Genomic DNA, 12239 nt, shown 5'->3' with positions numbered 1-12239 from the left:
ATTAAGTATTGATGAGAATTTTTGATTTTCTAATTTATGCATGAGTATGCGAAGCTTAGGTTTTTTGGGAATTTAGGATAAAATATTTTTGTAACATGGAGGTGAAAAATGTGAAAATTTATGTTTCAGTTGATTTTGAGGGCTTGGGTGGAATAACTCAATGGTCAGATGTTGTGCATGGTGTGAGGTATAAACAAAATATTTTGATAGAACAACTTGAAAGTTTTTTGGATGCTGTAGGTGAAAATTACGTGCTTGTTTCTGATTCCCATGCTATGGGTGACAATATTTTGTGGGATATTACGCGAAAATACGATAATGTAGAGATAATCTCAGGTAATTTTAGAAAAAATTACATGATGACAGGTTTGGATGAGACATTTGATAGGGTTGTCTTTTTTGGATACCACGCGGGTATAGGTACAAGGTACGCAGTTATGGATCATACTTATTCATCTTCATCGATTTTTAATGTTTGGATAAATGGAAAATTGATGAATGAAGCCCTGATAAATGCAGCTTATGCGGGAATTTTTAATGTACCAGTGGCTATGATTGTTGGTGATGATAAATTAAAAGGGCAAGTTAAATTAAAAAATCTGTTTTATGTTGAAACAAAAACTTCTCTTGGACGTTTTTCGGCAAAACATAGATCTATGAAAAAAGTTATTAACGATATAAAGGAAACTACTAAAAAAATGCTTGAGATTCCAAAAGAAGAGTTTGAGATTTTTAAATTTGATACTCCTGTCGAGCTTGTAGTAGAATTATCAGATACAGCACGTGCTGATTTAATAGAAATGATACCATTAGTTGAAAGGTTTGATGGAAGAAAGGTGCGAGTTGTCCATGAAGATTATAAGGTGATTTTTGATGCAATATTGAGTATAGCGTATATGGCATCAATTGTTAAATATATTGGGAGGTGAAGTAATGCTAAAGACTTTTGATGAAATCGTAGAAATTGCCAAAAAGAAGAAAGCGGTAGTTTCATTAGCAGGTGCTGAAGATGTTGAAGCTTTAAAAGCTATAAGAGAAGTTTTACCGTATGGTATAAAGGCTATTTTGGTTGGAAATAGGGAAATTATTAGTAAAAATTTAAAAGAGTTGGATTTAGATTTACCAATAGTGGATGCAAAAAATGAAGCAGAAATTGCTGAAAAAGCTGTAAAATTAGTTTCATCTGGAGAGGCGAATATTTTAATGAAAGGTCTTGTAAAAACTGCTACATTGTTAAAAGCAGTTTTAAATAAGGAATGGGGATTAAGAGGTGAAGGTTTGTTATCACACGTAGCATTACTTGAGACACCAGGATTAGATAGAATTGTGTTAGTAACCGATGGAGGTATGGTGATAAGACCGACTTTAGAACAAAAGATACAGATAATAAAAAATGCGGTTGAACTTGCGCATAAGCTTGGATATGAAAAACCAAGAGTAGGGCTTATTGCTGCTGTAGAGGTTGTTAATCCAGATATGCCCGAGACAATGGAAGCTGCTATTATTTCGAAGATGGCCGAAAGAGGACAGATAAAAGGTTGTTTTGTTGATGGGCCATTGGGAATAGATAATGCGTTAAGTGAATTTGCAGCAAAGGTAAAAAAGGTTTCAGGAGAAGTAGCTGGAAAAGCTGATATTTTAGTTGTTCCAGATATACACAGTGGAAACTTTTTAGGTAAATCTGCTGTTTACCTTGCAAAAGGAAAGATTGCTGGAATTATTATGGGGGCAAAAGCTCCTATTGTAATAGTTTCCCGAGCTGATACAAGTGAATCTAAAAAGAATTCTATAGCCATTGCCGCGGCTATAAGTTCACAAGGAGGGAAAAATTTATGAAGAAATTAGCAGTTGTTGCAATAGGTGGTAATGCTGTAAATAGACCTGGTGAAAAACCAACAGCGGAGAACATGTTAAAAAATCTTTCTGAAACAGCAAAATATATAGTAAATATGATTGATGAATATGATGTAGCTATAACTCATGGTAATGGACCACAAGTAGGTAATTTACTGGTACAGCAGGAGATAGCTAAAGATAAAATACCACCATTTCCTATTGATGTTAATGATGCACAAACACAGGGCAGTTTGGGATATATGATTGCACAATCTATTAGAAATCAATTGAAAGCGATTGGAAAGGATATGGAAATTTCTGCAGTAGTTACGCAGATTATAGTTGATAAAAATGATCCAGCATTTCAAAATCCTACTAAGCCTGTAGGTCCTTTTTATACAGAAGAAGAAGCAAAGATGTTGGAAAAAGAAAAAGGATGGAAGATAGTTGAAGATGCTGGAAGAGGATGGAGAAGAGTAGTGCCATCTCCAAAACCACTGGACATAGTTGAGAAGGATGTGATAAAATTGCTTATGAAAAATGATGTTATGGTTATTGCAGCCGGTGGTGGAGGTATTCCAGTAATAGTTGAGGATAACAAATTAAAAGGTGTAGAGGCAGTAATTGATAAAGATAGAGCAAGTGCTTTACTTGCAAAGGAAGTTGATGCTGATATTTTGATAATTTTAACCGGTGTAGAAAAAGTTTATTTGAATTTTGGAAAAGAAGACCAAAAAGCTTTAGACAAAATTACTACAACGGAAGCGAAAAAATTTTTGCAAGAAGGCCATTTTCCGAAAGGAAGCATGGGACCTAAAATAGAGGCTGCAATAGATTTTGTTGAATCTACAGGTAAAGAATGTCTAATTACTGATATGTCAGTTTTAGATAAGGCCCTGAGGGGTGAGACAGGAACAAGAATTATTAAGGGGTGATACTTTGATTAAAATCCTTATCCCTCAGGCTCTCGTAGAGAACCTGAGGGAATTTTTATATAATCATCAAAAGGTAGTTTTTGATATTTACGATAAAAATTTAGAAAAGAAATTAAAAGAAAATTATTGGGATATAGTTTATATTGAAGAGAAAAAGATTGTTCCTGGAAAGATAGTTGTTTCGTCTTTTAAAGAATTAGAACTTGCTGTTATGTATCTGGAAGAAAAGATAAAATATGATATGCTAAAAATGGAACATGATATGTTATTTGCTTTTCCCGAACTTCAGGGACCTATTGTTAGGGAGTTTTTAGAACGTTTGGTTAAGGAAGGAAAAAAAACAGATCGTCTTAAATTAAAATATGAAGATGGAATGTATTTAAATGAATATTCATCTTATTTGAAAATTAAACTTCCTGGGGTAAAGATTAGTTTTTCAAAAAATACAGGCATAAAGATTCCGCCACTTAGAGAAAGAAAAGAGGATATAGCTTTTATTTTTGATAAAGTGTTATCTTCCATTTATCAGAAACATGCTTCTTTGCCAAAGAGAATTCCAAGTGATGACGAATACGAGTTACTAAGATTATATAATTGGCCTGGAAATACACGGGAATTAGTAAAGGTGACAAGTGAATATGTTACAAGAGGTATTCTAGATATTCCAAGATTTAAGAAAGACACTTTTTCAGGAATTGATTTAGGGAATTTTACGAGTAAACTTGTAAAGCATGTAGAAAAAAGATATATTTCTCTTGCTTTGGAAAAAGCAAGTAGCAGAATGAAGGCAGCCGAAATGTTGAATCTTAACTATAAGACGCTTTCTCACAAGATTAGATTGTACAAATTAGATAAGAAATAGGTGGTATATATGAATGTGGCAGTGATCTTATTTGGAGGGAAAGGAGAAAGATTTTCAAAAGATTATCCAAAACAGTTTGTGAAATTTCACGGTAAAACGTTAATGGAGCATACTGTTGAGAAATTTTTAGAAAATTTTATTCATTTAATTATTATTGTTGTTAATGGAGAGTATCTTGAAGAATCTAAAAAAATCTTGAAAAAGTACAAGCGTAAAAATATTTATGTTATTTTAGGAGGAAAAACCAGAGAATTTTCAACTTTAAATGCTGTTAAATACTTAAAAGATTTAATTTCAGAGGATGATAACGTTATAATCCACGATGGAGCGCGCCCTTTTGTTAGTAAAGAGGTGATTTTAAGAAATATTGATTTTGTAAACAAATATGGTGCTGTAGTAACAGCAGTACCAGTTGAGAATACTATAGCTTTTGTTGAAAATAAAATTGTAAAAGAAATCCCACCTAGAAGATACTTATTTACCTTACAGACTCCTCAGACCTTTAAATATTCAATCCTTTATAAATCTTTTCGTTTAATAAAAGATCTTGAGAAGTTTACAGATGACTCATCGGTTGTTTTGGCTGCTGGTTACAATGTGCATGTGGTTTATGGTGAAAAAACTAATATAAAAATTACAACTAAGGAAGATTTGTATTTAATTGGAGTTGAGAAAATTGAAGGGAATATATAGGAAAACGTTTATTTCTATTTCCATTAGTTTGGCGGTAATTATCCTGTTTCAATTTCTAAACTCATTTAGATTAGACTTAAAAATGTTTTTATCATTCAAATTTTTGTTTGGTGTTTTTATCTTGATAGCTATTTATATCATAGATGCGATTAGATTGAAGTTATTACTGCACTTTTTTGGATATAACGTATTAATACGTGAGACGGCTAGAAATATCATATTTGGTAAATTTTTCTCATTTATTACTCCTATGTCAATTGGTGGACAACCCTACCAAATTTATCATCTTTCAAAAATAGGTGTAAAGACAGAAGATGCGACTAATATAATAATTTCTAGGACATTGGAAATTTCCTTTGTAATACTTTTATTGGATGTAATTTTTGTAAGGCTAATTCTAAATGCATATCCAAAAAGTTTTGGTTTTGGTTTAATAATTACTGGGCTTTTAATAAGTCTTTCGATTTCAATTTTAATATTTTTAGGTTTTGTTAATAGAAAATTTTTGGAAAAAATTTTGATTTTTTTTAATAGATTTTTAAAGAATAAACAGGAAAAGGAAAAAATACTGGAGTGGATAGATTCTCTTCAGGGGAGTATAAAAGTTCTGTGGTTAAAAAATCCATGGATGTTGATTTTTGATACATTTCTTTATTTTTTAACAGTTTGTATGTATTCATACATTATGTTTTTGTTAGTAAAAAATACAATTAATTTTTGGTATTTGGTTGGAATAATGGCACTTTTAAATTCAGTAGCATATTATATACCCACACCAGGTTCAAGCGGTGGTATTGAAAGTACTTATCAAATAGTTTTTACCCAGATATTTGGTGGTGCAAAAGCAATTGAAACAGTAATGATTTTTAGGATCATAACTTTTTATATTCCATTGATTTTATCTACTATTTTGTTTCCAAAATTTGGTATTAATTACAATAAAGAGGAGGGGTAGTATGAAAAGGTTTATTGATAGACTTTTTCCAGAAGTTTCACCTACTAAACTTTTAAGTGAACATGCGCAGTTTTGTCTAAATGCAGGTGAATTAGTTCCAAAAGTTTTAGAGGATTATTTTAGTGGGAAAGATATTTTAGAATATTCAAATCAAATTGATGAGTTTGAATCTAGTGCTGATGAAATAAAAACTAAGTTGAGGGAAGTTTACACAAAGTTGAGATGGAGTTATTTTGACAGAATAGATGCATTAGAGATAGTTCACAATCAGGATTCTATCATAGATGCAGTAGATGATTTTGTAAAAATAATGACAATGAATAAAGTAGACAATTGTCCAGATGAAGTGGTGAAAAGGATAAAAGAGATGGGAGATTATATTAAAGAAGTAATAAAGTATATGAAAGTTACAGTTGATGAATTAAGGAATGTTGTTGAATCTGATTTCTCGCCTGTTGAAATAGAAAGAGAGGATAACCTAACTTTTGATGTAGAAAAGGATGAAAGTTTCACTGATAAACTAGGTATTGAAATTGGAAGATTACTTTATTCTTACAAAAATACGATGAATGGAGTGGATATTATATTTTTAAATAACATTGTCATACTAATGATGAAGATAGCAGATAGAGCGGAAAATGTTGTTGAGAGAATAAGGATGATAATAAGATAAAAAAGGAGGTGTTTGTTTTGTTTTTAATAGTTGCAGCATTCTTGGTTGGATTTGGAATGGCATTTTCGATTGGTGCAAACGATGTAGCAAATAGTATGGCAACGGCAGTAGGTGCAAGGGCAATAACCCCTAAACAAGCAGTATTTATAGCTGCAATTTTGGAATTTTTAGGAGCGTTATTATTTGGTGCTCATGTTACAAAAACAATTGCAAAAGGAATAGTTGATTTAAATTTGATTTCAGAGCCTAATAAAATATTAGTTGGTGCTTTTTCTGCGTTAATTGCGGCAACTATATGGATTTTAATAGCAACTTACTGGGGAATGCCCGTTTCAACTACCCACTCTATTGTAGGTGGTATGATTGGGTTTGGACTTGCTGCTGGTGGAGTTGGCTATATTAATTGGATTACACTCCTTAAGATAGTAATTACATGGATTACTTCACCACTTATTGGTGGTGCTTTGGCGTTTGTGATTTTTAAATTTATTTCATGGAGTATTTTGCATAGGAAAAATCCTGTAAAAGCTGCAAAAATAGTAGCTCCGTTACTTTTGGGTGTGGCATTTTATACTATAGCATTTTTGTTTGTTGTAAAAACGATAAAAAAAGGGTTATTACTTGGAAATTATGTTGGAATTTTTATAGGAATAATTGTTTTCCTATTTTCACTATTTTATTTGAAAAGATTGCAATCTAGAGGAAATGAATATGATTTAGTCGAGAAAATTTTCAGAAAAGCACAGGTTGTTACTTCTTGTTATGTGAGTTTTTCACATGGAGCGAATGATGTTGCTAACGCAGTTGGGCCGTTGGCATTGATATATATAATATTAACAACAGGAAATGTTTCAGGTGTTATTAGTATTCCAAAGTATATTTTAGCCCTTGGAGGTATCGGGATATCATTTGGAGTGGCGTTGCTTGGATACAGAGTGATGAAGACAGTTGGTGAAGATATTACCAAACTTAATAATACAAGAGGTTTCTCAATTGATTTTGCAACTGCTACAACTGTATTGTTAGCCTCAACCTTTGGTATGCCAATTTCAACAACTCATACAGTAGTAGGTGCTGTTTCTGGTGTTGGTTTTGCAAGGGGAATTGAGGTTGTTAATGTTGGGATATTAAAAAATATAATTATCTCATGGTTTGTAACAGTACCTTTTGCTGCTGGGGTAAGTGCCTTAATTTATGTGCTGATTGCATGATGATATGATATAGATGATATGATATAATTTAAAATTGGAGGTGAAAGTTATGAAAAAGATGTTAATAGTGGTTTTATTAATTTTATCGTTAAATATGTTTTCATTTACTGTTAGTCGTTCAAGCTGGTTTGGAATAAGGTATGTAAATCCAGCAGAAACTAGTTTAATGACTGAATATTCTTTTTTACAAAATTTTGTGATGTTTTACTCGTATGAAAGAAATGTAGATCCAACTCATAATTCACCTGTTTCATATGGTTTTAGTTTTTTTACTAACATTGATCCAGATAAGGAGTATCTGGTTAGAGGTTTAGGGTTTGATTTCAATGTGAAGATTTTCGGTGTAACATTGTTTAATGTTGGTGAAAAATTACAATTAGGTTTTCAAGGAGAAGTTTTATTACAAAAGGAGATATTTCAGAAAAAAATTGGTACAAGTGCAAATTTAGGTGATTTTAATGGTACTAATTTTGAGCATTATAATAAGATATTTGTAAATTCAGTGGCTTTGAAACCAGGAATTAGAGGAGATTTTGTTTTAAGTAAAGAAATGTATTTAAGTGCAAGGGTGTATTATAATATACAGTTTTTTGTTGGGACAAAAACAGAGTGTGGTTCTAATGTTAATTTGGAACTTCAGCCAAAGAACTCTATAAACTTGGATTTTGCAATTAGTATACCATTCTGAAGGAGTTGATTATGGAAAGGTTTATTGATTGGAAAGAGGTTTTTAAAGAGTTTTTGAAATATACATTTTCTGTTTATGGAAAAGAACACCTTGAAAAGCTTGTTAAAGAAAAACCATCTTCGGAAGAATATGATTATCTTCAAGAGGTTATAGGAATACAGGTAACCCAGGGGTTACCTGTATTTCCTAAAGTAGAAGATATTAGACCACTTTTTGAAAAATTAAGAAGTAGTTACGTTCTTGAAGCTAATGAAATATTTAAGATAAAAGAATTTATGATACTTGTTAGAGATTTAAAAAAGGCAATAACGAGTACAAGATATAAAGTTAGTTTTTATATTTCAAAACTTAGTGATTATAATTCACTTATTGATGAAATTGATGCCATATTTGAACCTGACGGGAGCATAAAAGATAGTGCTTCAAAGAATTTGTCAATTATTAGAAAAGGACAAAGAAAGTTATATGGTGAGATTAAATCTAGAATTGAAAAATTTGTTTCTAAGAATGGTAAATATTTGCAAGAGCAATTGTATACAATTAGAAATGGTAGGTATGTTTTTTTGATTAAATCTGGTGCAAGAGGTCATTTGAATGGTATCGTACATGGTGTTTCTAATACGGGAGTTACATTGTTTTTTGAACCACAAGAATTTATACATCTTAACGATAAAATAGAGATGTTACAAGATGAAGAGCGAATGGAAATTAATAAAATACTGAGAGGAATTAGTAGTAAAATCCACGATAGATATGCGTACTTAATAAAGGATATACAGATAGTTGGACATATTGATTCTTTATTTGCGAGGGCAAAATATGCGTATAAGAGAAAAGGAATAATTGTAAAGCCAGAAGGTGATTATTTAAAGTTAGTAAATGCTCGACATCCATTAATTTCAGATGAAAAAGTTGTTCCAGTATCAATTGATATTCCAAAAGATAAAAAAGGGTTAATAATAACAGGACCAAATACTGGTGGAAAAACGGTAACTTTAAAAACAATTTCACTTTTTATATTTATGTCCCAACATGGATTTCCAATTCTTGCGGATATTGGAACGCGTATACCAGAATTTAAATTATTTGTAGATATTGGTGATACTCAAAATGTAGTTGAAAATTTAAGTACATTTTCTTCTCACATGGTGAGGATTATAGAAGCATTGAATAATGCAGATAGTGATTCTCTTGTTATAATAGATGAATTAGGGTCTGGTACCGACCCATTTGAAGGTAGTTCTCTTGCAATTGCTATTATTGAGTACTTGTTAGAAAAGAGAATAAAATTTGTGATTACTACCCATCTTACAAATGTTAAGTTGTTTGCAATGGAACGGGATGATATAATTACGGCATCTATGGAATTTGATTTAGAAACGTTATCACCTACATACAGGCTTCTTTTGAACACACCAGGTGCATCACATGCTTTTGAAATTTCTGAAAAGTTAGGTTTGGACAAAAAGATAATAGAAAGGGCAAAAGAATACATTTCTAAAGATAAAATGAAGGTGGAGAATATAATAAGAAATCTTAATATGAAAGTTAGTGAACTTGAGGAGAAAAAGAGAGCTTTAGAAGAAACGCTAAGAGAATATGAGAAACTAAAGCAAGAATATGAACGAAAATACAATATATTAAAGGTAAAAAAAATAGAGGAATTAGATAAAGAATTAAGAGATTTGTATAAAGAATTTAGAGATGCAAAGAGGGAATTGCAAACAGCCCTGTTTTCAGCTAGAACGAAGAAAGAAGAGTTGATAAAAAAAAGGTTAAAAAACATAGAGGCAAAAGAGAGAGAGATGAAAGGCGTCAATGAAAAATTAGAAGTAATGAAATATCCAATCTTGAATGAAGAAATTAATATTGGAGATTATGTAAAATTAATAGATGGAAATACAATTGGAAAGGTTGTTGAAGAAAGGCAATCTGGGAAATTTTTAGTGGATTTTAATGGGTTGAAGATTGAGGTAAAGAAGAATAAATTAAAAAAATCTGAGCAACCAAAAGAGAACAAGGAAGTTGTTTATATTTCAAATAGTTTGAAATTACAATCTAATGAGATTGACCTTAGAGGAAAAACTGTTGAAGAGGCAATTGAAATAGTTGACAAGTTTATAGATGATCTAATATATTCGGATTTTTCAACAGGATATATTATTCATGGAAAAGGTACGGGGAGTTTGGCTTCGAATATATGGAATTATTTGAGAAAAGATAAAAGAATTAAAAGTTATAGATTTGGAAGGCCAAGTGAAGGTGGTGTAGGTGTTACAGTCGTGGAGGTGTAAATTTTGATATTTGCTTTAGATGTTGGGACAAGAAAAATTGCTGGAATTTTAGCAACCTTTGAAAATGAAAAAATTGTTGTCCATGATATTGTTATAAAAGAACATGAACATCGTGCAATGTTAGATGGTCAGATACACGATGTAGAAAAAGTTGCAAGGGTTGTAAAAAAGGTAAAAGAAGAACTTGAGGAAAGAAATAATTTAACTTTAGATAAGGTTGCAGTGGCTTTAGCAGGAAGATTTTTAACTACTGCAATTGGTAATTATGAAGAGGATATATCGCATGTAAGTGAAATTGATGAAGAATTAATAACAAGGCTAGAACTTTCTGCTGTTGATGATGCTGTTCAAAAAATTGGCACTGAAAATATGTACTGTGTTGGTTACTCGGTTATTAGTTATGAATTAGATGGTAATTGGTTAAAGAAAATAAAAGGATTGAAGGGAAAAAATGCAAAAGTAGAAGTTGTGACTGCATTTTTACCTGTTCAAGTTGTTGATGCCATGGTTTCGGTCTTAAGAAAAGTTAATCTTACAATGACGCATATGACTTTAGAACCCATCGCTGCTATTAATGTTACTGTACCTGAGGACTTAAGGATTCTCAATATTGCATTAGTTGATGTTGGAGCAGGAACAAGTGATATAGCAATTTCAAAAGAAGGTACTATTATCGCATATGGAATGGTTCCACTTGCTGGAGACGAAATAACAGATTCAATTACAAAAACACTTTTAGTTGATTTTATTACTGCGGAGAATTTAAAGAGATGGTTAAATAAAAACGAAGAAAAAATTGTCTTTAGAAATATTTTGGATAAAGAAAAAGAAGTTACAAGAGAGGAGCTTTTAAAGATAATAGCTCCTGTACTTGAAAATATTACAACAAAAATCTCTGAAGAGATATTAACTTTAAATGGTGAAAAACCACAGGTTGTAATGGTGGTAGGTGGTGGTGCAAAAGTTCCTGGGTTTGTTGAAAAATTGGCAGAAAAACTTGATGTAGAAATGGATAATATATCGTTAAAAAATGCCAAAAACTTGAGTATTGTTGATAATACTGGCATAATTTTTGGAAGTGAATTTGTAACTCCATTAGGTATTGCATATACCGCTTTGACGCGTAGTGGAACAATTTTTGAGCAGGTTTTTGTTAATGACGAGCCAGTGCAATTGGTGGGTTTTTCTGGAGGCCATACGTTGAGTGAAGTACTTTTACAATGCGGGTATTCCATGTCGGATCTTTTGGGGAAACCCACTGAATCTATTGTTTTAGAAGTTAATGGGAAGATGAAAATTTTAAAAGGAGAACTCCCAAAACCTGCTCCTATATACATAAATGGCAAAAGAGCCACTTTGAGGGATAAGGTTAAACATGGTGATAGAATTGTGATTGGGCAACCATCTCAGCGTAACGAAAAGGTTTATGCTTTATATGATATAGTTCAACCAATTGTTTTAGATTTTGGTGATAAAAAGGAAAATTATTTACCGCCTGTTATTCTAAATGGAGATGTTGTTAGAGAAAATAGTGTTTTAAAAGATGGCGATAAGATAGAATATAATCCTGTGTTTGTAAAGAATATTAGAGAAGAACTTGAAGAAAATTTAGGGACTGTAGAGTTTTTTTATAACGACATATACTTTGAAAAAAAAGTGGGGAAGGTAAGAATCCTAAAAGGTGATTTGGAATTATCTGATAAAAATCAAGTTAACCCTGGAGATGTGTTAAAAGTAGTTATAGATGTAAAACCTTTGAAAATTAAAGATATAACTGAAGGCGAGACAAAGAGGGTGAAGGTTATTCTAAATGGTAGAGAAGAAGTGATAGAAAAAGATACACTATTATATGAAGTAAATGGTGTATTGGTGAGCAAAGAATATGAGATAAAGAATGGTGATAAAATATATTCTACTTATTCCGAAGATGGCGGGGGGATAATTTTGGCTGATATATTCAGTAAGTTAAATGTAAACCTAAAAAATATAAAAACATACAAACTTTTGAAAAACGGTAAAGATGCGTATTTTACAGAACCGCTATCTGATGGGGATGAAATAATTTTTACATATGAGTTGAGGGGGGAATAAA

11 protein-coding genes are annotated in these 12239 nt (G+C 31.5%); all 11 read left to right on the top strand.

What is annotated here, in order from left to right:
• The first annotated feature begins 110 nt into the window (after positions 1–110).
• The 11 genes from TMEL_RS09850 to TMEL_RS09800 are packed head-to-tail and all read left to right on the top strand — an operon-like array spanning position 111 to position 12238.
• Positions 111–929, top strand: coding sequence for a M55 family metallopeptidase (locus TMEL_RS09850; RefSeq protein WP_012058119.1), 819 nt, complete (start codon positions 111–113; stop codon positions 927–929).
• Between the two features lie 4 nt (positions 930–933).
• Complete coding sequence (locus tag TMEL_RS09845; RefSeq protein ID WP_012058118.1) at positions 934–1836, top strand: bifunctional enoyl-CoA hydratase/phosphate acetyltransferase; 903 nt, start codon at positions 934–936, stop codon at positions 1834–1836.
• On the top strand, positions 1833–2771 hold the full coding sequence (gene arcC / locus TMEL_RS09840) for a carbamate kinase (RefSeq protein ID WP_012058117.1): 939 nt from the start codon (positions 1833–1835) through the stop codon (positions 2769–2771). The genes TMEL_RS09845 and arcC overlap by 4 nt, the downstream gene beginning before the upstream one ends.
• 4 nt (positions 2772–2775) lie before the next feature.
• On the top strand, positions 2776–3633 hold the full coding sequence (locus TMEL_RS09835; protein ID WP_012058116.1) for an AAA-type ATPase lid domain-containing protein: 858 nt from the start codon (positions 2776–2778) through the stop codon (positions 3631–3633).
• 21 nt (positions 3634–3654) lie between these two features.
• The gene (ispD, locus tag TMEL_RS09830; RefSeq protein WP_238375216.1) at positions 3655–4326 is read left to right on the top strand and encodes a 2-C-methyl-D-erythritol 4-phosphate cytidylyltransferase; all 672 of its coding nucleotides are present in this window, start codon (positions 3655–3657) and stop codon (positions 4324–4326) included.
• Positions 4310–5281 carry a lysylphosphatidylglycerol synthase transmembrane domain-containing protein gene (locus TMEL_RS09825; RefSeq protein ID WP_012058114.1) on the top strand — a complete coding sequence of 324 codons (972 nt, stop codon included), beginning with the start codon at positions 4310–4312 and terminating at the stop codon, positions 5279–5281. Before ispD ends, TMEL_RS09825 begins: the two co-directional genes overlap by 17 nt.
• Before the next feature lies 1 nt (position 5282).
• The gene (locus TMEL_RS09820) at positions 5283–5954 is read left to right on the top strand and encodes a DUF47 domain-containing protein (RefSeq protein ID WP_012058113.1); all 672 of its coding nucleotides are present in this window, start codon (positions 5283–5285) and stop codon (positions 5952–5954) included.
• 17 nt (positions 5955–5971) lie between these two features.
• Entirely contained in the window at positions 5972–7165 is a 1194-nt protein-coding gene (locus TMEL_RS09815; RefSeq protein ID WP_012058112.1) for an inorganic phosphate transporter, read from the top strand.
• 49 nt (positions 7166–7214) lie between these two features.
• A complete protein-coding gene (locus tag TMEL_RS09810) occupies positions 7215–7853 on the top strand; it encodes a hypothetical protein (protein ID WP_012058111.1) in 639 nt (212 codons plus the stop codon).
• An 11-nt stretch (positions 7854–7864) separates the two neighbouring features.
• Positions 7865–10147: an endonuclease MutS2 gene (locus TMEL_RS09805; protein WP_012058110.1), complete on the top strand. Its 2283-nt coding sequence runs from the start codon at positions 7865–7867 to the stop codon at positions 10145–10147.
• Positions 10148–10150: 3 nt separating this feature from the next.
• Positions 10151–12238: a cell division FtsA domain-containing protein gene (locus tag TMEL_RS09800; protein ID WP_012058109.1), complete on the top strand. Its 2088-nt coding sequence runs from the start codon at positions 10151–10153 to the stop codon at positions 12236–12238.
• The last annotated feature ends 1 nt before the right edge of the window (position 12239 follow it).

It is taken from the genome of Thermosipho melanesiensis BI429 (genome assembly GCF_000016905.1).
In the GTDB taxonomy this organism is placed as follows: Bacteria; Thermotogota; Thermotogae; order Thermotogales; family Fervidobacteriaceae; genus Thermosipho; species Thermosipho melanesiensis.
The sequence above is the reverse complement of the archived record's forward strand: the minus strand, read 5'-3'. Positions and strand labels throughout refer to the sequence as shown.

Coding starts and splice junctions, on each gene's coding strand:
- TMEL_RS09820 (WP_012058113.1), top strand. CDS start 5,283: ATGAAAAGGTTTATTGATAGACTTTTTCCAGAAGTTTCACCTACTAAA.
- TMEL_RS09805 (WP_012058110.1), top strand. CDS start 7,865: ATGGAAAGGTTTATTGATTGGAAAGAGGTTTTTAAAGAGTTTTTGAAA.
- arcC (WP_012058117.1), top strand. CDS start 1,833: ATGAAGAAATTAGCAGTTGTTGCAATAGGTGGTAATGCTGTAAATAGA.
- TMEL_RS09810 (WP_012058111.1), top strand. CDS start 7,215: ATGAAAAAGATGTTAATAGTGGTTTTATTAATTTTATCGTTAAATATG.
- TMEL_RS09845 (WP_012058118.1), top strand. CDS start 934: ATGCTAAAGACTTTTGATGAAATCGTAGAAATTGCCAAAAAGAAGAAA.